The organism is Clostridium sp. AF27-2AA, from assembly GCF_003478505.1.
GTDB lineage: Bacteria > Bacillota > Clostridia > Lachnospirales > Lachnospiraceae > Brotaphodocola.
Window position 1 is genome coordinate 83,545 of the sequence record NZ_QUFI01000011.1, and the last position, 23,701, is coordinate 107,245.

At 46.9% G+C, this 23,701-nt stretch carries 22 protein-coding genes; 1 reads left to right on the forward strand and 21 read right to left on the reverse strand.

What is annotated here, in order from left to right; translation table 11 throughout:
• Window positions 1-80 precede the first annotated feature (80 nt).
• The 5 genes from DWY84_RS08230 to DWY84_RS08250 all read right to left on the reverse strand — a co-directional run bounded on the left by DWY84_RS08230 (window position 81) and on the right by DWY84_RS08250 (window position 6,992).
• Window positions 81-1,508, reverse strand: coding sequence for an amino acid permease (locus DWY84_RS08230; protein ID WP_118532228.1), 1,428 nt, complete (start codon window positions 1,506-1,508; stop codon window positions 81-83).
• Window positions 1,509-1,765: 257 nt separating this feature from the next.
• Window positions 1,766-3,688, reverse strand: a complete 1,923-nt coding sequence (locus tag DWY84_RS08235) for a fructose-specific PTS transporter subunit EIIC (protein ID WP_118532230.1) — start codon at window positions 3,686-3,688, stop codon at window positions 1,766-1,768.
• 12 nt (window positions 3,689-3,700) lie between these two features.
• On the reverse strand, window positions 3,701-4,612 hold the full coding sequence (gene pfkB, locus DWY84_RS08240; RefSeq protein WP_118532232.1) for a 1-phosphofructokinase: 912 nt from the start codon (window positions 4,610-4,612) through the stop codon (window positions 3,701-3,703).
• 186 nt (window positions 4,613-4,798) lie between these two features.
• Window positions 4,799-5,671, reverse strand: a complete 873-nt coding sequence (locus DWY84_RS08245; RefSeq protein ID WP_118532289.1) for a MurR/RpiR family transcriptional regulator — start codon at window positions 5,669-5,671, stop codon at window positions 4,799-4,801.
• A gap of 148 nt (window positions 5,672-5,819) precedes the next feature.
• Window positions 5,820-6,992 (reverse strand): isocitrate/isopropylmalate family dehydrogenase, encoded by a 1,173-nt coding sequence (locus DWY84_RS08250; RefSeq protein WP_118532234.1) that lies wholly within the window; start codon window positions 6,990-6,992, stop codon window positions 5,820-5,822.
• 203 nt (window positions 6,993-7,195) lie between these two features.
• On the opposite strand from DWY84_RS08250, the gene DWY84_RS08255 reads away from it, so the two are divergent.
• Entirely contained in the window at window positions 7,196-8,116 is a 921-nt protein-coding gene (locus DWY84_RS08255; RefSeq protein WP_118532236.1) for a LysR family transcriptional regulator, read from the forward strand.
• A 19-nt stretch (window positions 8,117-8,135) separates the two neighbouring features.
• Here the strand turns inward: DWY84_RS08255 and DWY84_RS08260 are convergent, their stop codons facing one another.
• The 16 genes from DWY84_RS08260 to DWY84_RS08335 all read right to left on the reverse strand — a co-directional run bounded on the left by DWY84_RS08260 (window position 8,136) and on the right by DWY84_RS08335 (window position 23,694).
• Window positions 8,136-8,390, reverse strand: coding sequence for a LysR family transcriptional regulator (locus tag DWY84_RS08260; protein ID WP_178716314.1), 255 nt, complete (start codon window positions 8,388-8,390; stop codon window positions 8,136-8,138).
• An 18-nt stretch (window positions 8,391-8,408) separates the two neighbouring features.
• A complete protein-coding gene (locus DWY84_RS08265; RefSeq protein WP_118532240.1) occupies window positions 8,409-9,899 on the reverse strand; it encodes a C69 family dipeptidase in 1,491 nt (496 codons plus the stop codon).
• 269 nt (window positions 9,900-10,168) lie between these two features.
• Window positions 10,169-12,451 (reverse strand): hydratase, encoded by a 2,283-nt coding sequence (locus DWY84_RS08270; RefSeq protein WP_118532242.1) that lies wholly within the window; start codon window positions 12,449-12,451, stop codon window positions 10,169-10,171.
• Window positions 12,452-12,702: 251 nt separating this feature from the next.
• Window positions 12,703-13,659 (reverse strand): patatin family protein, encoded by a 957-nt coding sequence (locus DWY84_RS08275; protein ID WP_118532244.1) that lies wholly within the window; start codon window positions 13,657-13,659, stop codon window positions 12,703-12,705.
• Window positions 13,656-14,375 carry a YkgJ family cysteine cluster protein gene (locus tag DWY84_RS08280; protein WP_118532246.1) on the reverse strand — a complete coding sequence of 240 codons (720 nt, stop codon included), beginning with the start codon at window positions 14,373-14,375 and terminating at the stop codon, window positions 13,656-13,658. The genes DWY84_RS08275 and DWY84_RS08280 overlap by 4 nt, the downstream gene beginning before the upstream one ends.
• 123 nt (window positions 14,376-14,498) lie before the next feature.
• A complete protein-coding gene (locus DWY84_RS08285; protein WP_118532248.1) occupies window positions 14,499-15,359 on the reverse strand; it encodes a PfkB family carbohydrate kinase in 861 nt (286 codons plus the stop codon).
• Window positions 15,360-15,827, reverse strand: coding sequence for a low molecular weight protein-tyrosine-phosphatase (locus DWY84_RS08290; RefSeq protein ID WP_118532250.1), 468 nt, complete (start codon window positions 15,825-15,827; stop codon window positions 15,360-15,362).
• Between the two features lie 178 nt (window positions 15,828-16,005).
• On the reverse strand, window positions 16,006-16,872 hold the full coding sequence (locus DWY84_RS08295) for a hypothetical protein (protein ID WP_118532252.1): 867 nt from the start codon (window positions 16,870-16,872) through the stop codon (window positions 16,006-16,008).
• A gap of 12 nt (window positions 16,873-16,884) precedes the next feature.
• A complete protein-coding gene (locus tag DWY84_RS08300) occupies window positions 16,885-17,646 on the reverse strand; it encodes a serine/threonine-protein kinase (RefSeq protein ID WP_182434929.1) in 762 nt (253 codons plus the stop codon).
• A complete protein-coding gene (locus tag DWY84_RS08305) occupies window positions 17,595-18,200 on the reverse strand; it encodes a hypothetical protein (protein ID WP_118532256.1) in 606 nt (201 codons plus the stop codon). Before DWY84_RS08305 ends, DWY84_RS08300 begins: the two co-directional genes overlap by 52 nt.
• A 113-nt stretch (window positions 18,201-18,313) precedes the next feature.
• Entirely contained in the window at window positions 18,314-19,594 is a 1,281-nt protein-coding gene (locus DWY84_RS08310) for a site-specific integrase (RefSeq protein WP_118532258.1), read from the reverse strand.
• A complete protein-coding gene (locus DWY84_RS08315; protein WP_118532260.1) occupies window positions 19,594-19,803 on the reverse strand; it encodes an excisionase in 210 nt (69 codons plus the stop codon). Before DWY84_RS08315 ends, DWY84_RS08310 begins: the two co-directional genes overlap by 1 nt.
• Window positions 19,804-19,913: 110 nt before the next feature.
• Entirely contained in the window at window positions 19,914-20,138 is a 225-nt protein-coding gene (locus tag DWY84_RS08320) for an excisionase (protein WP_015541248.1), read from the reverse strand.
• A gap of 50 nt (window positions 20,139-20,188) precedes the next feature.
• Window positions 20,189-21,109: a phage major capsid protein gene (locus DWY84_RS08325; RefSeq protein WP_118532262.1), complete on the reverse strand. Its 921-nt coding sequence runs from the start codon at window positions 21,107-21,109 to the stop codon at window positions 20,189-20,191.
• A gap of 18 nt (window positions 21,110-21,127) precedes the next feature.
• Entirely contained in the window at window positions 21,128-21,367 is a 240-nt protein-coding gene (locus tag DWY84_RS08330; protein WP_118532264.1) for a hypothetical protein, read from the reverse strand.
• A 17-nt stretch (window positions 21,368-21,384) separates the two neighbouring features.
• A complete protein-coding gene (locus DWY84_RS08335) occupies window positions 21,385-23,694 on the reverse strand; it encodes a phage/plasmid primase, P4 family (protein ID WP_118532266.1) in 2,310 nt (769 codons plus the stop codon).
• Window positions 23,695-23,701: the final 7 nt, after the last annotated feature.

Here is a 23,701-nt window from a genome sequence, read left to right on the forward strand (position 1 = left end):
CCACAACGCGTTAAACAAGTAAAGTGGAATTCATACGTTTTTCACGTCTGAAATTCCACCTTATCTGCTAAAGCAATATGTTATTTTTCTGCCTGCTCACGCTTTGCGATCTGAGGAAGGATCAGACCCAGAGCCGTCAGGATTACCGGGGTGATGACATTCAACGCAAAGGTAAACGGATTCTTATCATACATACCAAGGAGACAGCTGGCCGCAGTTACAAAGAAGCACCAGCCGCCAAAGAACTTGGCTACTGCCTGGTTCTTTACGAAACGATACTCCGCTGGAATGCGGTCGATCGCTCCCCGCAGGGCAATGTAGGCCACAAACACCCAAAGATAACGCATCGGCATACAGACAGAGTTTAGCTTGGTCAGCTGGCGAAGCACCGCTGCAGCACCCGGAACAAAGGACTGTACCAGGATAATGGCACCGGAAAGGACAACTACCATCTTGATACCATTGCTGTGAACACCATACTGATTGGTTTTCTTCAGTGCGGATGGGATAAACTGCTGGGTATTCTCGTTCTCAAGAAGCATACGGAGCGGTGCGTCGATGCTTAATACGAGAACAGCAAACTGGCTGACCACATTGCACAGTGCGTAAATGATCAGGAATGTATCCCCGACATGATAATACTGTCCAAGCTTCTGGAAGGCCCAGTAGGAACCGTTTGCTGCATAGTTGTTGAAGCTTTCCTCGCTGGCATTGATGACAGCAGGATCAAACATGCGGGACATCGCAAGGGTGCCGAGGATCGCGCAGATGACAACCATTCCGGCCAGGGCGATCATGCCCTTCGGGAAGCCCTTGCTCGGATTCTCAACCTTGTTTACATACGGTGAGATCTTTTCACATCCACCCACGGCAAATACTAGGATAGAGATAGATGTCACATATCCTAAATTAAACTGCGGGATAAGTCCTTTCATGGAAAAGTCCGCATGTGTATACTCCGCAGCCGGGTTGATAGCCGGAGCTGCCAGCATCATGAAGATATAGAGCAGGGACATGACAAAGGTCGTGGTACCTGCCAGGGTAAGCATTTTCTTAAGCGGATTTAAACCTCTGCTGGCTACATAGCAGCCGATGAGGAATACCACGAGGGTTGCGATCTGTACCATATGCGTCGGCAGGGTATCGTATGTCTTGGCATTGCGGAACACCGCCCAGCTTAACGCCTTTAAACCGCCGCTGGATTTACTTGCAATGTAGGTGATGTGGCATGCCCAGTAGGTCCAGCCTGCATAGTAGGCAAGCTTTGCATTTGTAGTCTCATGGAGCCAGCCGCTGACACCGCCTCCGGTCTTCTTAAAGGCAGATCCAAGTTCTCCCACCATAAGGGCATACGGAATAAAATACAGTGCAAACATCAAAAGCCAGCTGAAAATAACCTGGACACCGTTGAAATAAACAAATCCGTTTACGATGTTCCCAAAACCCCATACAGTCGAGAATGCCATAAGAGCAAGCGTACCCCATGTAATCTTGTTTTTGTCTGACATGATTCTTCTCCTTTTCATATTTATTCGATTTATTTTATCGTTTTATTTCGGAATTGTAAATAGTTAATTGTCGATTGTTGACAATTTATGTGGGACAATGAAACGTTATCTGTCTTATAAGGATCATATTTTTAGTTTTTACACCAAAAAAGAGCCTGACCATTTCTCCCCTGGGCCAGGCTCTTCTCTTTCTTTTGTTCTGTTTTTTTATCTGTAAATACTCCCTATATTTCCAGACCAGGAGGCTTCCTGCTCTCCTATGACGCCGCGTCCTTCTTTAAAAATCCCAGGATCACACAGCCCACTGCGGAACCGACAGCCACCGCCGCCAGATACATAAGCGGATTGCCGATTGTCGGCAGGACAAATATGCCGCCGTGCGGTGCCCTGAGCGTGCATCCGAATGCCATGGACAGACCTCCTGCCATTGCTGCTCCGATCGCACAGGACGGAATCACACGAAGCGGATCCTGAGCTGCGAACGGAATGGCACCCTCTGTAATGAAGGAAAGTCCCATCACGTAGTTTACAATGCCGGACTGGCGTTCTTTCTCGGTAAATTTCTTCTTGAAGAAGGTGGTGCACAGGGCAATGGCGATCGGAGGAACCATACCGCCTGCCATAACAGAGGCCATCACCTCAAAGTTGCCCTCTGCCAGCTGTGCCGTTCCAAATACATAGGCTGCCTTGTTGAACGGACCGCCCATATCGATGGACATCATGCCGCCGAGCAGCATTCCGAGCAGAATACGGCTGGTACTACCCATTCCGTTTAAGAAGGCAGTAAGCGCATCATTGATCATGCCCATATATGGGTTGATAAAGGTGGTCACCACTGCTGCCAGGAAAATACCGATAACCGGATACAGAAGGACCGGCTTAATGCCCTCTAAGGATTTCGGCAGCTTCGAGAACAGCTTTCTTAAACCGAGCACCAGATAACCGCCTGCAAAGCCTGCAAACAATGCTCCTAAAAATCCGGCGTTCACATCGCCGCCTGCCGGGTTTGCGAATGTGCATCCCATCTTCGCGATCAGGCCAGACACCAGGCCGACTGCAAGGCCAGGACGGTCTGCGATGCTCATGGCAATGAAGCCTGCAAGAATCGGAAGCATCATACCGAAGGCCTGCTCACCGATGGTCTTTAAGTATGCTGCAAGCGGTGTATTCTTACCAAAGTTGGAAGGATCAATCGAATAATCATCAAGCAGGAAGGCCAGCGCGATCAGGATTCCGCCGCCGATCACGAACGGAAGCATATGAGATACGCCATTCATCAGGTGCTTATAAATCGTACGTCCGATGCTGTCCTTTCCCTCATCAGAAGTGCTGCTTTCGCTGCCATCCTCCTGATGGTGGTAAACCGGAACACTTCCGCTTACCGCGCGGTTGATCAGCTCCTCTGCCTTATGAATGCCATCTGCGACCGGGACCTGGATCACAGGTTTTCCGTTGAAACGCGCCATGCCGACATTCTTGTCCGCGGCCACGATGATAGCCTCAGCAGAGTCGATCTCGGCCTTTGTCAGCACGTTCTGGGCACCACCGGATCCGTCAGTCTCCACCTTAATGGAAACTCCAAGCTTCTTTGCCATATTTTCCAGGCTCTCTGCAGCCATATAGGTGTGGGCAATGCCGGTCGGACAGGCGGTAACTGCCAGAACACGATAACCTGCAGCTTTCTTTTTTTCTTCGTTTTCTTTCTTTTCCTCTGCACCAAATTTAGCGGTCTCCGCATCATCAATCACCTTTAAAAAGGCCTCCTTGGATTCCGCCTTTAACAGTCCTTCCATGAAGTCCGGATTCATCAGCAGTGTGGAAAGTCTGGAAAGTGCTTCCAAATGCACATCCGCGCCCTCCGCCGGTGCCGCGATCATAAACAGGATATTTGCCAAAGAACCGTCAAACGCCTCATAATCAACACCTGCCGGCACCACCATAGCTGCCAGTCCAGGCTCCTTTACTGCCTCCACCTTGGCATGCGGAATTGCAATGCCGCCGCCAATGCCGGTACTGCCAAGTGCTTCTCTTGCAAGGATTCCTTCCTTATATCCGGCCTTGTCCTTCAGCCGTCCTCCGGCCGCCATGAGATCTACCAGCTTGTCAATCGCTTCTTCTTTTGTGGATACAGATACATTCAGTCCAATACTTTCCTGCTTCAGCAATTCTGTAATTCGCATCTTTTTCTCCCCCTATTTTTTATTCAGCTGCGTGAACAGTTCCATGATTTTTTCCCGGCTGCCGATTCCATGCGAAAAGGCAGTCGCTCCTCCGCTGGCCGTGCCAAACTTTAAGGCATAACCATAATCTCCTGTTTTCAGGTATCCTGCCAGAAAACCGGCTACCATGGAATCCCCTGCTCCTACGGAATTTACTACAGTTCCGCGGCAGACACCCTCTCTGTAAACAGCTCCGTCTTCTGTCAGGAGCACTGCCCCGTCCCCGGCCATAGACACCAGAACATTGCGGGCGCCTAATGCCTGCAGCTCTTTTGCACCTTCCAGGACTTCTTCTTTTGTGGAAAGTGTTCTGCCAAGCATTGCCTCCAGCTCATGGTTATTCGGCTTGATCATAAACGGATGAAGCGGAAGCACCTCCATCAGAAGCGCTTTCTCCGCATCCACCACGATCTGAATGCCGCGGCCCTGAAGACGTTCCATGATCTCCTTGTAAATGCTGCTGCGGATACTGGACGGGATGCTTCCGGAAAGCACCAGAATATCTCCGGCTTTCAGCTCGTTCAGCTGTTCGAACAAAAGCTCCACATTCGTTCCGGTGATGTCCGGCCCCATGCCGTTGATCTCGGTCTCCTCATCTGATTTCATCTTCACATTGATGCGTGACAGACCTTCCTTTACGCGGATAAAGTCAGAATGAAAACCGGCTTTCTGACATCGCCTCACAATCTCCTCTCCGGTAAATCCGGCTACAAACCCAAGAGCTGTACTCTCATAGCCCAGGTTTGCAAGCAGCGCTGAAACATTAATGCCCTTCCCTCCGCAGACCATGGTTTCTTCCTTTGTCCGGTTGATCTGGCCCGGTGCAAAATGATCCACAGCGATCACATAGTCCAGAGCCGGATTAAAGGTTACCGTGTAAATCATATGTCATCTCTCCTTAGTTTTAAGAAAATATATTTCTTATCGTTGAATCAATCATAATATGATTTTTAATTTTCGTCAATAGTGTTTTTCGTGAAACTCATTTTCACGCCAATTTTCAGCATTTAACACAAAAAGATGGTCTCCATATACAGGAATACCATCTTTCTTTTGTGTAATATATCTATGCTATTCTTTCCGTTTTTCCATCTGTTTATCCGCAGAAATTGCTTTTTCATGCCGGCGCACATGACCGGCTGCCGTCGGCATGCCTGCCATCAGGAGAAGATACAGAATTTCCATGACTGCCGTAGCCGCAACACGGGAAAACCAGAACTCCTCGGTAAAGAGCTTTTCCCGGGTGGCCGTGATGATGCGGTAGTCTGCCATCTGTGCCAGCGGAGACTCCGGGTTGTTGGTGATCAGAATGACCGCAGCACCATTTTCTTTCGCGCCTTGCGCAAGAATCTGCAGACGGTTGGAGGTACCAGAGTTGGAAATGATAAGCACCACATCCTCCGGCCCCAGATTAAACGCATAAGCCGTCTGTGCTTCCCAGATTGTTTCTGCCACTGCCGTAATTCCAAGCTGACTGAATTTGAACGCTCCGTCCAGCGCCACCGGGAGCGTGTTACCCACCGCTGCCAGCTGTACAAGCCGTGCATGCTCCAGCTTTTGTAAAATTGCTTCCAGATTGTCTGTGTCCATCATCCGGACTGTTTCGGTCAGTTCCGCCACCTTATTCGCCAGAATGTTCTTTAACGACTGGTCCAGATCATGACGGTCAATCTCATTGGTGACCTCCTGTTCCCGGTGTGCCTCCTCCAGAAGTTCCCGGGTCAGAGCCAGTTTTAGATCCTGGAATCCCTTAAACCCACAGCGGCGGCAGAACCGGGACACCGTAGCGTCGCTGGTCTGGCTGGCCCTGGCCAGCTCTCCCACCGTCATTCCGGCTGCCTCTGCCTTATGCTCGATCAGAAAATCTGCAATCTTCTTCTCTGCCTCAAAAAAGCTGTCATAAGCCGAACAGATCACAGAGGTTGCATTTCGTGCTTCATTCATTCCATCCACTTCCAATTTCATGTAAATTTGTTTCTTATCTAATACTATAACACAGGCCGTAGAAAAAAGGAACGAAAAATAACGCAGAAAACCTGCCGAAAAAATCGGCAGGCTTTCTTAAGAAGGGATATGAACACGAAGACTCGAATTATTTGATCTTATCGATGGTCTCTAACAGGTAATCGGTAAACTCTGCTGCGCTTGCGCCATCCACATCGGTGGTAACCACCTTCTTACGCTCGGTAATGGTGCAGATATCCAGAGCCTTGTCCAGGACTGCCTTGCGGTCAGCATAACCGATGTGAGCCATCAGCATGCCAGCTGCACGGATCAGGGAACACGGATCTGCGTAATCGCCTCTGCCATGGTTAATCAGGAACGGAGCAGTTCCATGGATTGCCTCAAACATCGCATACTTGTTGCCCAGGTTGGAGGAAGAAGCGGTTCCCAGACCTCCCTGATGCTCTGCAGCTACATCGGTTACGATATCGCCATACAGGTTCGGCAGAACCACAACCTCGATGCCCTTGTTGAACTCCGGATCCAGCATCTTTGCACACATTGCATCAACCAGACGCTCCTGGATCTCGATTTCCGGATATTCCTCACCAACCTTGCGGACAGCCTTGATAAAGTTACCGTCAGCCAGCTTCACAATATTTGCCTTGGTTACGATAGTCACATTCTTTTTGCCGTTCTTTCTTGCGAACTCGAAAGCCGCTCTTGCAATGCGCTCGCTTCCCTGCTTGGTCTGTACCTTGAAGTCGACCGCCAGGTCATCATTTACCTGAATTCCCTTGTTGCCCCAGATGTACTCACCCTCGATGTTCTCACGGAAGAAAGTCCAGTCAATGTTCTTGTCCGGAATCTTGATCGGGCGGACTGCTGCGAACAGTTCAAGTCCACGGCGCAGCAAGCTGTTTGCGGATACCAGGTTCGGCCACGGCTCGCCGGCACGCGGGGTAACCATCGGCCCCTTGATGAGGACATTGCATTTCTTGATCTCTTCAAATACCTCGTCCGGAAGGCTCTGCAGCTTTGCGGCACGATTCTCAATGGTCATGCCCTCAATCTCACGGATCTCGATGCGTCCTCCTGCGATTTCCGGTGCCAGCAGATCATTCAGAACACGCAGTGCCTGTTTCATGATGATCGGGCCAATGCCGTCGCCTGGAAGCACGCCGATGACGATCTTCTCCAGCTTGTCAAAATCGGTTACTTCGTTGTCTGCCTTCATGCGCTCGATGCGCTCAAACTCGGACTGGATCAGCTCGCCGAACTTTTCCTGTGCAGCCTTTACATTCTCTACATTCTTCTCCATGATTTTCCCTCCATGTTGATTTCGTTCTTTGTTATGGCCTTATCTTAACACAGAGATTTTCATAGGTAAAATACATAATTCTGCATATCTCATATAGGATTTTTGCATGATGTGTGGTAAACTGAAGTACAGAAAATCACATATTCAGAACTACCAGCTAATGCCAGACACCGCATTCAGATCTGGCACAGAAAGGAATCCGTATGACACAAAATGAACTTCTTTATATTCTGACCATTGCGGAACACGGTAACATCACCAGGGCGGCCCAGGAACTCTTTATCTCCCAGCCATCCTTAAGTGAATCCTTAAATAAAGTGGAGCAGGAATTTGGAAGAACCATTTTTGACCGCACCCAGGAAGGCCTGATACCTACTGCATTCGGTCTGCGCTATCTGGAGACTGCCAGAAACATCCTGAACCGCTATAAACGCCTGGAGACTGACCTGGATGAATACCGTCAGATGCGCCGCGGAAAGCTTACCTTCGGCATTCCCATGAACCTCGGAACTTACCTGCTTCCCAGGGTGCTTCCGGCCTTTCAAGAGCTCTACCCGGACATCTCCGTGCAGTTTAAGGAAAACAACTCCACAGAGCTGGATAAGCTTATGCTGTCCGGCAAACTGGACTTCTCCGTCATGCACTACGAGACACCCAATAAAGCAATCCACTATGAGCTGCTGGCAGAAGATGTTTTCTATCTGGTTATGCCGCTGGCCCTGTCACGAAAATATAACTTTCCGGAATACCGCCCACTAAGCATCTATGACTTAAAAGCCCTGGAAATAGAACCATTTCTCATGGTAGCAAACCGGCAGAAGCTGCGGCAGGTTGCAGATTCCATTCTGGAACAGCTTTCCATCAAGCCTGACATCCGCTGCACTACCAAAAGCATGGAAACAGCCAAGCGCCTGGCTGCCGCTGGCATGGGTGTGACCTTTCTCCCGCACAGTTATTTAAATCTCTTTTCCGGTGTGGACAATCTGGCCTGTTACCCCCTTGATCCAGCATTGCAGGCCTCGTGGAAACTGGTTATCGGCTATCCGGACGGCCGTCTGCTCTCCCGGTGCTCCAAAGAATTTATCCGGTTTCTCAAACAAAAAATGCAGCCAGACGAAGCTTAAGCTTCTCCGGCTGCATTTTTTATTTTGCCGCGTCTTGTTTCAGTTCATCATACATTGCAAGGATCTCACCTGCTGCCTGCAGATAAACCTCTCCCTCCGGTGTGGGGCGCAGCCCCTCCGGAGTCCGCTTAAAGAGAATAATATCCATATCCTCCTCCACCCGGTGCACGGCGCGGCTTAAGGAAGACGGATTCTTCTCTAAAAGTACTGCCGCTTTCTGGATACTCCCGGCCTCTGCAATGTATTTCATATAACGGAGTTCTTTCTCGTTCATACTGCTCTCCCACATCCGTTAGTTATCCGATCTGGAAAAGGCATTCTTCATCTGGCTGCTCAGCTCAAACAGAACCTTATCCAGAGTATCTGCCGTCTTTTTCTTTAACATCTCCGCAATTTCCCGGTTCGCATCCTCTCTCAGGATCTCGCGCTCTGCCCCGTCACCTGCCTGTTCCATCAGTGCGTCGTACTTATGCAGGATCGCGTAAGCGTCCGACTGGACTGCCACCTGGTAACGCTCCACATGGACAATAGAGGTTCCGTAGGAGGCATCGGTCATAGCAGCAATGAGACGGCTGTTCCAGTAAAAATTATCGGTAGAAACCTCTTTTGTGGTATTGGAAAGATACTCCGGAGTTTCGGAAACACGCGCATAAAACGGCACCAGCACATTGAATGCGTTGGAGGCAAAAGCCAGCCACTGGATTACAGCCGCATCCTCCGGCTGATCCGGACGCATCTGGATCACAGCCACAAAGTCATTGCGGTTAATACCAACCACACGGTATTTGCCGCGCTCTGACAGATCTCCCCTATGGGTATACGGATCATATGGTGTGCCCTGATAATGGGTGGAAAGCACGTATTTGACATCCTCCACGGTCAGCTTTTTCTCCGGCACCAGACTCCAGGGAATATCATCGGACTCCGGTCCGTACTCCGCGTCTGCGCCATCCCAGGAGAAGGTATGCGGATTTAAACAGCGCTCGATATACCAGGCACGGGGCGTATTGTATACATGATCTGAATCGGTGTGGCTTCCGAATGCATCCCGCGGGCAGAACACACTTTCCTCATCCAGGCGCAGATCCAGATGATTCTTCTCGATAAACTCTCTTAAATCTGCAGAGCAGAGATGTTCACGCTTTGCTCCAAACGCATCCTCCAGATCAAATTCATCCATGCCAAACTGGTTCGGCATCACCACGTACCGGTCATCCGGAACCTTCTTCGCGATCCAGTGATGACCGCCAATGGTTTCCAGCCACCAGATCTCATCCTGATCCTGGAACGCGATGCCGTTCTTCTCATAGGTTCCGTAGGTCTCCAGCAGGCTTCCCAGGCGCAGAACGCCCTCTCTTGCGCTGTTTATGTACGGGAGCACCAGATAAACGATATCCTCCTCTCCAATGCCGCCCGGCACCTCCTCTTTCCCGTCCTCCGCAGCCTGGTATTCCACCAGAGGATCTGCGCCAAGCACCCGGGGATTGGAGGTGATGGTCTCTGTGGCAGTCATCGCCACGTTCTTTTCATTCACACCGCTAGCTGCCCAGATTCCTTTTCCGGCTACCGCATTCGGCACTGCCGTAAACTGATACGGATGCTCCGGAAGCTCTACCTCCACATGAGATAATACAGACCGGTATATCCGCTTCTGGTCCTCCGGGTGGATCACCACAAATTTCTTCGGTGTAAAATGACCGGAACCGGAATCATCGTTCCGGGCGATCATGGTAGAACCGTCATAAGATGCATGTTTTCCTACAAGAATCGTTGTACAAGCCATGTTTGTATCCTCCTGATGTCACATTTTCTATGTAATATATTACCTCAGGATAAGCGAAAAAACAACGCAGAAATCCAGGAAAATCGATTGGGACTCTCCTGTCATGCATTTTTCTCCATCTCCCTCTAATTTTTTTATAAATCATTTCCACACGCTGTTTTTCTACGCAACGCAAAACGGAGCTGCCTTTTCAGACAGCCCCGTTTTGCTCTTACACTTACATAAGGAGTTTTATATAGTCACAGACAAGCCGTAAAACGGTGGGAATCTTATCTGTTTCTATTGAAGTTGATCAGGCAGCCAGCCTGTACGATCCTGCGCTCGTTCTCGGTCATCGGCTGGATGTAGAGATGAATCTCTTCTGCCTTGCCGTTCTTGATGACATATGCCGGAATATCGGTTAAGTCGCCCTCTAATGCGGTGCGTATATTCGGGATGTAGATGTAATCATCTACATCGAACATAGTCGGCTCGCCCTTTAAATGGAACGGAAGCATACCCCAGTTCATGCAGTTGGAACGATAACGCTTGGTTGCGTATTCCTGGGTGATGTTTGCAAGAGCGCCCAGGACTCTCTGGCAGGAAGCAGCCTGCTCACGGGCAGAACCATCGCCCGGCTTATTTGCGTAGATGGTGGAACCAATCTCAACATCCGCTGCCTTTACATTCTCCTGACCCGGAATGGTGTTAACCACCTTCATAACCTCTGCGATCTCAGTGTTTACAGTACCTGCAAGACGCTCCTTCTCCATAGCCTGAACAGCCTTTGCACGGCCTACATACTCCGGATCACGTCTGGAGAGGGTGAACTCAGCCAGTCCTAACGGGTTAGAACGGTAGGATGAAGTCTCACCGGACGGGATCAGCTCGTCAGTGGTGGTTACTTCGTCCAGGATCTTGGAAGAAACCTTTAAAAGGATATTCTCAGAAAGTGCCTCCATCTCCGGCCAGTCTTTGATATTCGGACCAAAGCGCAGCTCAGAATCCAGTTCTGCTTTGTTATAGCCATTGTAAACTCTTGCCTTGTAAGCGCGATCCTCGTAGTTGTACTCCGGGATATCGCCCCAGCAGTCCATAGTCTCTGCAGAAGTCAGCTTACCGCCGTTTGCTGCGGTTGCAGCGATGGAACGTGCATCCATAAGGGCAACTGCGGACATCTGTCCATTACCCGGCTTGGAGCCTTCGCGGTTCGGGAAGTTTCTGGTAGTATGACGGATGGAAAGCGCGTTGTTGGCCGGGGTATCGCCTGCACCGAAGCACGGTCCGCAGAAAGCGGAACGGATGATCGCACCTGCATCCATCAGGTCTGCTAACAGACCCTTGCGGTCCAGATCGGTGTAAACCGGCTGGGAGGAAGGATATACGGACAGGTAGAACTCGCCATCGCCGATGTTCTTGCCCTTTAATGCGTGTGCAGCTTCTACCACGTTGGTATAGTTACCGCCTGCACAGCCTGCAATGATACCCTGCTGTACCTGAAGCTTACCATCTTTGGTAATTTTGTCAAGTAAGGTAAAGTGTGCTCTGCCCTCTGCAACCTGGTCAGCTGCCTTCTCGGTCTCACGCAGAATGTCTTCGAGGTTCTCGTACAGGTAATCGATCTCGTAAGCATTAGACGGATGGAACGGCAGTGCGATCATCGGCTTGATGGTGCTTAAGTCGATCTCTACGCAGCCATCGTAGTAAGCCACATCTGCCGGATTCAGCTCCTTGAACTCATCTCCGCGGTGATGTTTCTCCAGGAATGCCCTGGTGTCATCATCGGTTCTCCAGATGGAGGACAGGCAGGTGGTCTCGGTGGTCATAACATCCACGCCATTGCGGTAGTCAGTAGTCATGGAAGAAACGCCCGGTCCGACGAACTCCATTACTTTATTCTTTACATAGCCATTCTTGTAAACAGCTCCGCAGATAGCCAGTGCGATATCGTGCGGTCCAACGAACGGCTGCGGTTTTCCGGTTAAGTAAATTGCGATAACGCCCGGATAAGCAACATCATAGGTCTGCTTTAACAGCTGCTTGGACAGCTCACCGCCGCCCTCACCAATGGCCATGGTACCCAGTGCACCGTAACGGGTATGGGAGTCAGAGCCCAGGATCATCTTGCCGCCGCCTGCAAAGCACTCACGCATGTACTGATGGCATACTGCTACGTGCGGCGGAACGAAAAGACCGCCATACTTCTTTGCCGCAGAAAGGCCAAAATAGTGATCATCGTCATTGATGGTTCCGCCAACTGCACATAAAGAGTTATGGCAGCAGGTTAAAACGTAAGGAAGCGGGAACTTCTCCATTCCTGATGCCCGGGCAGTCTGGATAATACCAACAAAGGTGATATCATGAGACACCATCGCGTCAAATTTGATCTGCAGCTTATCCATGTTATCGGACTGGTTGTGGGCTTTCATGATACCGTAAGCAATGGTACCTTTCTTAGCCTCCTCTTTTGCAACAGCTATTCCGGTCATCTGCTCAACCTTTGCAGCCTCTGTCTCCGGAATCAGGGTCTCACCGTTAACGAGATAAACACCGCCATCATGTAACTTTACCATACGAACTCTCCTCCTGTAATTGAGTGGTTTATTGCGTTAAAGCCTTTTGATTCTGAATCCATTCTGATTCGTTTCCGGCTTTATTTCCTTTGATGGCTTTATTATGCATCTTTTCTCAGTATTTGTAAAATACTATATATAATATAAAAGTCATAGGTATTTCCTATAGCTTTGTTTGGCCTGATTGCAGACTTTCTGTGATCTGAATGTCTGGCCTGTGCTTCTGGTCTGTCAATCCAGTTTCGATCTGCCTAATGATTCTCCAGCCAGCACTTCAGGTCACGCATCTTCATAAGCGCATCCCGCCTTCCAATGTCATACACCTGCTGCAGTTTCTCCGGGCTGCGCTCTAGCCGTCCGATCTTAAGCGGCTCATCCGGACGCAGCACAAAAATCTCACCCATTTTCTCCAACTCTTCAATCTGCCGCAAACTCTCATTATAGCGCTCATGCCTGTGAGACAGCGCCTCCACAAAGGCCGGATACTTCCGATAGCGGATTTTCGCCATAGCCAGCTGCTCCGGTTCCTTCTGGTATCCCTTCGGCCGGGTCAGGATCACCACATTCTTTGTGAATCCCATCTCCCTGAACTTCATGAGAGGAATGCTGTCCGTGCAGCCGCCATCCAACAGCTTCATCCCTTCTGTCTTCACCAGTCTGGAAACGTATGGAAGGGAGGCCGATGCCCGGATCACATCAATCTGATTTTTCATATCTGTAATGCGGATATACTCCGGCTTTCCAGTCTCCACATTGCTGCAGACTGCATAAAACTCCGTTTTAGAACGGTTGAAGGCATCGTAATCGTAAAGATCAAGCTTCTCCGGCAGATCATGATAGCAGAACTGCACCTCCGCAATATCTCCGGTCCGGACCAGATTCCGCATACTGATAAACCGGTTATCTCGGATATATTTCTTATAATAACGAATGTTCCGGCCTCTTTGCCCAGACACAAAACTGGAACCATGGATAGCTCCGGCCGAAACTCCGATCACTCCGTCAAAGGAAAGTCCCTGATCCAGAAAAACATCCAGAATACCGTCGGTATACATCCCACGCATCCCGCCGCCCTCTAATACCAGGCCGGTTTTTACGGTGTTTTCAGTATTGTCTGCACCATGGATGTTGTTTGTGCCGTTGATACTGTTTGTGCCGTTGATGATGTTTGTTCCGTTGATGCTGCCTGTGCCATTGATGTTGCTCATAGATTCTCACTCCATTCTTTTGCCGCGGCCATGCGGGCCTCATACTGGCTGTAAAAGTCCCGGCTGGTGTCATAGGAAAGCAGATAAAACCGCTGCAAAATATACATGCTGACGGACTTTGCGAGATCAGGAGCTGGCGTCTCGTTTGCGCCATCCGCACTTGCTTTTGCCGCAGTTTCTCCATCCAGCTCTGCTCCGATACGAATCCGCAGCTGTTTCAGGAATGCATGCCAGTCCGCAATATAGGCATCATACCGCTCCATATCCGGCGTGTCCATCCACTTTCGGATCTTCACCTTGCTGCGATTTGGTTTCTCACATTCATGAAGCTGCAGAATGTAGTGAAATCCATCTTCCTCATAATACCGCCCCAAAGGAAACAGCCTGCAGATGCCCGGCCGGTACGGATGAATGCTGCACCGCCCCGATTCATTTAAAAAGGTACATTGTTCGGATTCTCCCGCCAGTTTCAGATTTGGCAGGATAATCCCGTCCACCACATTCAATTCCAGATGCCCCGCTAAAAGCTGCTGCAGCGAAACGCCAAGACCACCCGTCAACCGCCAGACATCATAGGGATCCAGCACAATCGTGTTTCCCATTCCTCGGCAACAGGACGAACAGCCCACACAGTCATTGCAGCCCAGCTTCGCCATATCATTCAACCCATATAATCTGCCGTCTGAAATCTCCTCCAGACTCACATTTCTAAGCACTCCAAGTTTCCTCCCGATTTTGATTTTCTGCTGCCAATGCTTTCCATCGACTCACTTCACAATATCCGATCTGCTGCGCCACAGTTTCACACAGCAGATCCCACTCCGCTATATTCTGTACCGCTAATTGTTCTCATCCAGTAATTCCCAATAACGCTCAATCAGAATACCTTTGTATTCATCCAAATGACTCTGATTTTCACGTATCAGCGTAGTCAGGACACGTACAGCTTCCCGCACCGCCGCCTCCAGACTCTCTCCGTTTAATAGTTTTCCAGTCATAACTGTAGAAAAAATATCTCCGCTTCCGGCAACCCGGACAGGGAGAAAGGTAAACGGCACACGGAAATACTGTCCGCTTTTGTGGTCATACCCGCAAACCAGATGTTCATCCGTTTCAGAATCCTGCGCGCTGGTAATGACCACCGATTTCCCGGATAACTTGTGCAGCCCGTCAACCAGTTCCCGCAGTTCTGACGCCGAGGCCCGTTCCCTGCCCGGGCAGATTCCCGTCAGAAAGCCAGCCTCGGTCATGTTCGGAACCATCACATCCGAGTAGCTGACCAGTTTTCTCATGGCCGCAACCCGCTCCATGCCAATTCCATTGTAAAGCTTTCCGCCATCCGCCATGATCGGATCTACCATGACAAGACGGCCATTGTTCACATTCTGTATCTTATCGATTCTCGGCTTCCTGCTTCGAATATAATCTCCGATCAGTTCCACCTGCTCCTCCGAAAGTACAAATCCAGTACAGATACAGTCCGGATCAAAGCCCAGCTCATCCCACACTTTTATGGTATCCCGCATGTAGTCCGTCATGTCCTGAATCCGAAACTTTCCGAAATCCAGCGTATTGGAAACCACCGCAGTGGGTACCTGATAAGGGAAATGTCCCATACGCGAAAACAGTGGCACCATGGCGGCCAGAGCTACCTTACCATAACCCGGAAGGTCGTTAAAAAGAACAATCCGTTTTCCCATTTAAATATTTTCCTCTCTGCGGATCTTTTCAAGAAGCCCGCTGCATCCAGCCATAACATCGGCAAACGTCGCATCAAAATCCCCCGTATACCAAGGATCTGCCACATCACGCCCACTGCCTGCAAATGTCAACAGTTTAAAAATCTTCTGTTCTTTATCCGCCCCGCCTGCAATCCTGGTCATGTTCCGGATATTTGCCGTATCCATACCGATGAGATAATCATAATACCGGTAATCCTCCGCCATCATCTGGCGCGCATGATGCGGGATCAGTGGAATATGCTCCCGACGCAGCTTATCCACGGTACCGTAATGCGGCGGATTACCGATTTCCTCACGGCTGGTGGCCGCGGAATTGATTTCAAAATGGGATGCCAGGCCAGCCTGAGTGACCAGGTAGGTGAACACACTCTCGGCCATTGTGGAACGGCAGATATTGCCGTGGCAGATGAATAGTACTTTTATCATTATTCTATTTCTCCTTGTTTTGCCCAGAAATGCCCTGTTTTGCAAGGAATTTCGGGGTTCGTGTGGTTTGCTCTGAAATTACAGATTGTGGCAAATCAGAGCAGAATTAAGCAAGTTATTACTACCTGTTAGTAGTAAAATTGGTAGTAAAAGGGAAAGGTTTACTACTAAGGATTTTTTAGTTTTTTATCTTGCTTTGTTTTTCGATAAGATAATTTATAAAAGCTGAACACGAAACTAACATATACTTTGCGTCCTCAGCAGGTGCATTTGTAAAATCTATTCCACCGTGTCGAATTCCATCTGAATCTGAAGTATATCCATATAATTTTTCAAACGCAGTTTTCATAGCTCCATGAATCACTACTCCACCGTCTTTTTCCAATTTTTTCAATGTGCTCCCTAAAGTTGCTTGCGAACCTGTGGCTCCTGTAATAATGCAACATAGTGACTCTACAGCACTAATTGATTCTTTAATTGAATTTTCATAATCTGGTTTCTTTTTATCTGAATAAAGAGCGAGAGCTTTATTAATGTGAATTTTAACTGCTTGATATGGGGAGTCTATTATTTTATTTATTTCCTGTAATTCCTCATCACTAATTATGTTAACAAATTTATCATTTAATAATCTATATCCAGATTTTTCTTGTTCTAACATAATATTAATATCAGTTGTTACATTTCTAAACCACTCTGTGTAACCACAATACTCACAGCTATCATCGCTTCTATATTCACATTCTTTACAATGAAGCCTTTTTGCTTCAAAAAATAACTCAATTACTTCATATGGCATGTACCAAGGAATAGATGAGTCTTCGCCCTCTAAAACTGTATTAATAATATACCAATTCCTGTTTGTAGTTGATTCCACTTGATATCCAAGCCTATCAACAACATATTCTAATTCTTCGTGTATCATTGGAGAACTCTCTGAAAATCTATGTACCATATTATACAAGCGATTTCTCAAGCTTCTATCTATTTCATCTACCTGAACAGTCTTCTCTTTCACAAAACCATTTCTTTCTGCAAAACCCATAATGTCCACCTCCTATCCCATAGCAGCATTCTTTACTATCGGCAATAATTCTTCGCAAGAAGAATACCTATTTTCAATGCTACTTGATAAACATTTCATTATTATGTCAATATCTGTTGGTGTAATTTGTGAGTTTGACTTTTCCAAATACTCCCTCATATCACTCCCACTTGGAGCTCGCCCGCATAACAAAAAATACCAAATTGCACCAACTGAATATATATCACTTCTCACATCTCGAATTTTAGGTTTTTGTTGTAATATTGGATCGATAAAGCTTCCACCTGCGATGTGTTCACCTGTTTTTGTCAATTGTGTATGATTTTCTGTATCTAAAAATGCACTTACACCAAAATCAATAATCTTAAACATTCTTTCATTTTCTGAAAAAATCACATTTCTTGGTCTCAAGTCCCTATGAATCACACCATGTTCATGTGCATGCTTTAATCCAGCTAAAATATGTAAAATTACAATTGCACTTCTAGAAAAAGACATATTCCCTTCTCGGTTTCTAAGCTCCTCTACTGTATATCCTTTAATATATTCCATTCTAATATATGGTTTACCATCCATACGACCTGCATCATAAATTCTAGCAATATGAGTATTATTTAGTGAAAATAACATTTTAGCTTCTCTGAAAAATCTCTTTTCTCCTTCAAGTTGCTCTTCTGCGGAAACAAACACCGGATCATATATCTTAACGGCAAAATCCATATCTAAACAATTATTATGATATTTGTATACAGTTCCAAAACCACCACTTCCCAATTCTTCTTGCTTGCTTTTGCTATTAATCCGCTTTTAAATTCATCAATCAAATCTCTTATTGCATTTTTATCCATCTTATCTGCCACATCCACTCCATAAAATCTATAATCATACACTTCTCTGCCTGATATGTATTCCTTTATATATAATTCATACCCGTCTTCTTTTATCAAATTGTTTACTTTTTCTAAAAATAATCCCCACTGCTTTTTTTCATCTCTAACCAAAGGATGGAATATCTCACAAATGAACCTCAAAAACATTTCATCCGATCCATTTGCTAATCCAAATCTATCATCTTCAAAAACCCAACAATACGGATAATCATCATTATTTATTGTATGGCGAATAATATCCCCCTTTGCGTTTTCATGCCTTGAATCAATGCTTTTCATATTATCTAAATCATATAGTCTTTCAAGAAAATCAATTTCTTCTAATCTTCCATAATAAGGATATTGAACATTCTCTGTATGAAACAAATCTTCTACAGTGCATCCATCACGAAATAATTCATATATGTCTCTCTTAGTTATTTCAGTTAATCTATTCAAGAATATCGCCCCTTTTTGCAATATTAATCCAAAATATATTATATCAGTAGCTTCGCGGTTTTTCCATAGAAAAAACGCCCCAGTCTAAGCCAGAGCGTCATCCTTCTTTCATATTAAACTACCTTGAACATTTTCTGTGACATTGGTTTTTCCTTCTTCTGCTCAACCTCCGCCTGTGCCTTCCTGAATTCTTCCATCCTCTTCAATTCTTCCTCTGCATCATCGAATCCGATATGCGTGTACACATTCATTGTGACCGATATATCCGAATGCCCCATGAGGTACTGTAGTGTCTTAGGATTCATTCCCGATTTTGCCATATTGGAGCAATAGGTATGTCGGCATACATGAGGCGTGATATTTGACAACTGCACCCGGTAAATATCATTGTACCTGCCGACCATATGGTTGAATCGGTGTTGCCAATGCATTGCAACAAGGGGCATTCCATTATCATCATAAAATAAGAATCCACTATATCCGTCTATGGATTTCTCCACTTTCGGTGCATTTCTGTCCTCGATGATTGCCTGAAACATCTGTGCCACATCCTCTGTAATCGGCAATACTCTTGTTCCGGCATCCGTCTTTGTAGTTTCTATGATGTATCGCATATCCGATGTTCTCTGCAATTGGTGGTCGATATTTACAGTTCTGTTCTCAAGATCAATGTCCTTTAGTGTCAGTCCACAAAATTCCGATATTCGCATTCCCATATGAAAAAGTATGTACACCACTTCATAGTATTTGCAGTACACTACATCGTCATGCACAAACTTTAGGAACTTTCTCATCTGGTCTTTGGAAATTGCCTCTCTTGTGACTGCGTCATTTACCAATACTCCGGCAAGCTGAAATCCGAATGGATTCTTTACCAGAATGTCATCATCCACCGCCATCTGAAAGGCTGGTCGCAGCACTCCACGGATGGTATGAATGGAACTGTAGCTTTTGCCATCTTCCTGCTGCAATTTGATAAGGAACAGCTTTGCATCGGATGTTTTCACACTTCGTATCGTCTTTTTGCCAAATGCTTCCTTTGCAAGTAATCTCTGTACTGTAACATATCCCTGTTTTGTGCTTTGCCTTACTCCGGTCTTTGTTTTCAAATATCGGTCTACAAGTTCACAGACTGTCATCTGTCCGTCCACGATATTTACAAGCAAATCCAAATCTGTGTTTACCTGTTTTTCCAATTCACGAAGGGAGAGGCATGGCTTCTTGCCCTTTGGAAGTTTATCCGTAGGTTCCAGTTTCCAACTGTATACAAAATGTGGTTTTCCATCAATATGATATTTATATTGATATTTTCCATCTGCCCTTATACTCTCTCCCGGTCTAAGAACTCTTCTTTTGGAATCACGCCTTGTCTGTCCTCTTCCTGCCTTTGCCATTATACCCGCCTCCTTAGTTCTGGATGGTTACACAGATACCTTTCAAAGGCTACACGAAGAATCAGCTTGCGTTCTCCGTAGTATGCCAGAAAATCTTCCCCATCCGTATTACTCAATAAATCATAAAATTTTCTCCGGCTCAAAACAAAATATTCAATTGCCTCAGAAGGATTTAAAATATCTTTTTCTGCTAAACTTGGTCTTGCCATAAAAGTACTTCCTTTCTGCCAAAAGTGGCTGTTTTCACAGGTTTTCGAGGTCATACTATATATCACTCTGAACGCTGATAATATCAACTACTTTCGGCAGACAAACGGAATTATATCTCCGAAGAAGCACTGATAAATTTTTCAAACTGCGGGCGGATAATCAGATACCTATTTCCGCTGAATACCGCAAATCTTCCTCTGTTATCTTCTGCCAGTCTACGCATTTTCTTTGTTCCGATATTAAAATACGATGCTGCTTCTTTGATTGTCAGTGTGTACTTTTCACTCACAGGGACAAGTGTATTTTCCGTAGTATCATGTTTTTCTATTGCCATGTGCAATCCTCCTTCCATACGGGCTGCAGTATTTCCACAGCCCCAACTGCTTAGTCTGCTGCCATCTGAAGTACCTTGACTGCATCCTTACGGATCAACTTTCCATCCAGATACTCACATCCCAGATACCCTACCTGTCCACGCATGGCAAACTTTTCTTTCAGTGTGCGGATAGTCAGTGGGAAACGCTGAACGAGCCAGTAATTGCTGAAATCTCCAAATGCGATTACTTTCTGTCCCTTTCCGATAGACGGCATGGAATCAACAATCTGCACAGGTTTTGAGAAAATCGTTTCATCACTTTCCTTCCACAGATAGTTTCCGGCTGAATCTTTGAGGGTACGGAGTGCCAGAGCCGTTTCGGCATTCATAAGCCATGTACCATGTTTACGGTATTTCTTATCCACGGACAGATACAGTTTGATGATTTCATCATAGCTGATAGCAGAATCACTCTCTGCCGTCACGCCCGTTTCTGCTCCGTCAGTGGCGTGCAGAATACCTGTCGGCTGATTTTCCCCTGTTCCGTTGATAAACGCCTGTTCCTCGCTTGTGCCAAAACAACGTGCCATTTTCCCGATTACATAATCCTCTATGGCAAAGGACTGGTCAGAAGCGAACTCCAATCCAAGTCTGACAAGCTCGGACAATCGGTATGCCTGTACTTCAAATCTCTGAAAATCGTCCTCGTTATCCATGCCCTCCAGATTGACCATATCGCCCCATTCAGCCTGACCTTCACAGTCAAATGTCCAAAGACGGCTGTCACTTCTGGTCGCATTCACAACGGTTGCCAGCTGACGGACTGCACTTTCTTTCTGTAGTACTGCCGTATATTTTTTATTTGATTCTCCGGGCAGATGGTACGCATTTGTCTTGCTTTCACGGTTGTTATAAAGGCTGTCCGTAACTGCCTGTTTTCCTCTCATTTCGTTCCAAAAATCGTTATAATAAGCTGTACTGTTAATCATAATAAACCTCCTGAAAAATTATTTTTGTGTCATATAACCACTCTGTCTGCAATAATCCACTGCTTCAGAATAGGACAGATAAAACATCTCCAATGACCCGTCAACCACACGGTAATAAGGCGGGTCACAGGATTCGCTTGCCATGATAAGGACCGGGCATCTGTCCCTTAAATTGATGACATTCACACATCTGTACTTGTCTGTTGAAAAATCCGATGGCTCAAACCGCATCGGTGGTGCTGCTTTCTGTTTTCCCATGTGTACCTCCTTTTTTCTTAACAGAAGAAATCTCTGCACAAGAGCCGATATCCAGTTAAAAGTGTAGTCTTTTCTCCGCCATCCCTTGGGCGCCTGCGGACTATCGTACCGATTGTGCGGAGTGCCTGATTAAAATTCCGGCTGTTCTCCGCAAAATATCCATTGTCATTGCACCAGTTTCGGTATGCCTGATACACTGCCGATGTCCGGCATTCCGCATCCTTCTCCTGTTCCAGAAATTCCTCCACAAAAAGTTCCATCTTATCGCTGTCATGCTGATAGGACATGGTGGCATCTTTTACTGCTTTTGGCTGAGCGAAACCTTCTTCTTTCAAGATGGTGTAGCCTTCAATCAGCCAGTTTAAGATGGCACTTGCTGCCTCCGGCCTGGAAAATTCTGCTTTCAGATTCTGTTCCTGCTCCCATTCCTCAAAATGTCTGTCAAAGGGAATGATTACGACACGTCCGCTCGAAAACAGTGTCATATCCGTAATAGCCGGAAGATAATTTGTATTTACATACAGCTTGAACTGTGGTTTAAAATCAAAACTGTTTTCATGCAGGAATCTGGCATTCAGTGTATCATTTCCCGTCATGCTTTTGATCTGTGCTTCATTCAGCACCAGTCCCCGCCTTGGCTCTGAGATATTGGCGAACCGCACTCCGGCAAGACGTGCAATATCCTCTGTCGGGTTCTGGCTGTTGGCAGACGGTTTTGCAGCAATCGTTTCCGGTCGGACAGTCAAACCGTAATCTCCCATCACATGAAGTGTGCTTTCCATCAGAGTCCCTTTCCCATTTCTGGTGGTTGCACCGTAGTAGAAAAACATACATTCATAGCGTGTATCACCTGTCAGACCATAACCAAGGCTTTTCTGCATGAACCTTGCTTTCTCCGTATCCCCACTCATCACCTCTGAAACAAATCTGGTAAAACGTGGATTCTTTGCATTCGGATCATAGGCCGCCCCTGCAATCTTGGTCAGCTTGTCCTGTGGTGTATGCGGATGGAACTCTCCCGTCTGCAGATCCAGTGTTCCGTTCTGACAGTTCAGGTAATAAACATTGCGGTCAAACTCAGACATTGCAATCGGATACACGCTCTGGGCATCACTGATATACGTGTTACGGTAATTCCGGCTCTGCCATTTCGCAGAATATTCCAGATAGTCCTTTCTTATACGTTCATCAGTAATTGTCAGGGCATATCTGACCAGACTGTCCGCAAGGGATTTTGCAAGTTCCATTGTTTTCAATCCGCCAATGTCCGGAATCCACCGGGTTCCGTCATACACATACCACTTTTTCCTTTCCGGCACATACCTTGCGATATCTTTATACACATCCGCAAACAATCTGCCTGAGCCGTTGTCATTCCACGGGTATCTGCTGTTATCCGACACATTCAGTTCTATCAGCTTCTGCAGCATATCATCAAAATCACTCTCTGCTGATGTCCTTGCATAAGGTCTGTAGAAATCCAATGCCTGTGCCACTGCCTTTTCCATCGTCAATGCGCCGTAGGTTGAGCCACTCTGCACACGGTCCCACTTGCTCCGCATCAATCCCGATTTTCGGAACAGTCTGTCCATCTGCCCTGTGTCACCGCCACACCAGAATGCAAGGATACTTGCAAGCGACATATCCGCATCGCTGTGGGATTTTCCTTCCGGAATTTCTCCATTCCACAAGGCTTTGAACTTTTCGCCCTGTCTGGAATCCGATGCCAAGCGGACCACGGAATCATCGGACAGATAACTGCCGGGAATATCCTGTACATCGTTCTTTTTCTTAGAAATCGGACGGAGCATATAAATTTCCAGTATTTCACCAATTTCAGTGCTTCGCTCCTCAACACCACGGTTGCGGATCACATTTCCTGTCAGAGTACAGAATTTCTTTGTTACACCTGCTGCATAGATTTCCAGACCAAGTTTCTGATTATTGATGTAATATCTGCCCGTATCATAAGACAGGGAAGATGCCTTACATACTATGCGGACTCCCGTGCCGGAGGGGCTGAATTCTGTATAGGAGTCCATTCTCTCCACGATGTCTTCTGCCATCTGTGTCATCTTTCCACCAAACACGCAGTGGTCGATATCTACCATGCAGAAATCATCAAATGCACCCATACCGATTCCGTCATAACCATCCATTGCACTGACTGCCAATCGAAAATCCGAAAAGGTATTTTTATCGGCACTGCTCGCTTTTCTGCCATTTGTCTGATACGGCACTTTTGTCATGCGTCCGTTTCTTTCTTCATATTTCCACAGACAGAACCGTCCGTCTTTTTTCAACTGTTCCGGAAGTTTCTCATACATTCTGTGC

Bases quoted from the DNA above. Each gene is read 5' to 3' on its own strand.
- DWY84_RS08230 (WP_118532228.1), bottom strand. From the start codon at position 1,508: ATGTCAGACAAAAACAAGATTACATGGGGTACGCTTGCTCTTATGGCA.
- DWY84_RS08235 (WP_118532230.1), bottom strand. From the start codon at position 3,688: ATGCGAATTACAGAATTGCTGAAGCAGGAAAGTATTGGACTGAATGTA.
- pfkB (WP_118532232.1), bottom strand. From the start codon at position 4,612: ATGATTTACACGGTAACCTTTAATCCGGCTCTGGACTATGTGATCGCT.
- DWY84_RS08245 (WP_118532289.1), bottom strand. From the start codon at position 5,671: ATGAATGAAGCACGAAATGCAACCTCTGTGATCTGTTCGGCTTATGAC.
- DWY84_RS08250 (WP_118532234.1), bottom strand. From the start codon at position 6,992: ATGGAGAAGAATGTAGAGAATGTAAAGGCTGCACAGGAAAAGTTCGGC.
- DWY84_RS08255 (WP_118532236.1), top strand. From the start codon at position 7,196: ATGACACAAAATGAACTTCTTTATATTCTGACCATTGCGGAACACGGT.
- DWY84_RS08260 (WP_178716314.1), bottom strand. From the start codon at position 8,390: ATGAACGAGAAAGAACTCCGTTATATGAAATACATTGCAGAGGCCGGG.
- DWY84_RS08265 (WP_118532240.1), bottom strand. From the start codon at position 9,899: ATGGCTTGTACAACGATTCTTGTAGGAAAACATGCATCTTATGACGGT.
- DWY84_RS08270 (WP_118532242.1), bottom strand. From the start codon at position 12,451: ATGGTAAAGTTACATGATGGCGGTGTTTATCTCGTTAACGGTGAGACC.
- DWY84_RS08275 (WP_118532244.1), bottom strand. From the start codon at position 13,659: ATGAGCAACATCAATGGCACAGGCAGCATCAACGGAACAAACATCATC.
- DWY84_RS08285 (WP_118532248.1), bottom strand. From the start codon at position 15,359: ATGGGAAAACGGATTGTTCTTTTTAACGACCTTCCGGGTTATGGTAAG.
- DWY84_RS08290 (WP_118532250.1), bottom strand. From the start codon at position 15,827: ATGATAAAAGTACTATTCATCTGCCACGGCAATATCTGCCGTTCCACA.
- DWY84_RS08295 (WP_118532252.1), bottom strand. From the start codon at position 16,872: ATGGGTTTTGCAGAAAGAAATGGTTTTGTGAAAGAGAAGACTGTTCAG.
- DWY84_RS08310 (WP_118532258.1), bottom strand. From the start codon at position 19,594: ATGGCAAAGGCAGGAAGAGGACAGACAAGGCGTGATTCCAAAAGAAGA.
- DWY84_RS08315 (WP_118532260.1), bottom strand. From the start codon at position 19,803: ATGGCAAGACCAAGTTTAGCAGAAAAAGATATTTTAAATCCTTCTGAG.
- DWY84_RS08320 (WP_015541248.1), bottom strand. From the start codon at position 20,138: ATGGCAATAGAAAAACATGATACTACGGAAAATACACTTGTCCCTGTG.
- DWY84_RS08325 (WP_118532262.1), bottom strand. From the start codon at position 21,109: ATGATTAACAGTACAGCTTATTATAACGATTTTTGGAACGAAATGAGA.
- DWY84_RS08330 (WP_118532264.1), bottom strand. From the start codon at position 21,367: ATGGGAAAACAGAAAGCAGCACCACCGATGCGGTTTGAGCCATCGGAT.
- DWY84_RS08335 (WP_118532266.1), bottom strand. From the start codon at position 23,694: ATGTATGAGAAACTTCCGGAACAGTTGAAAAAAGACGGACGGTTCTGT.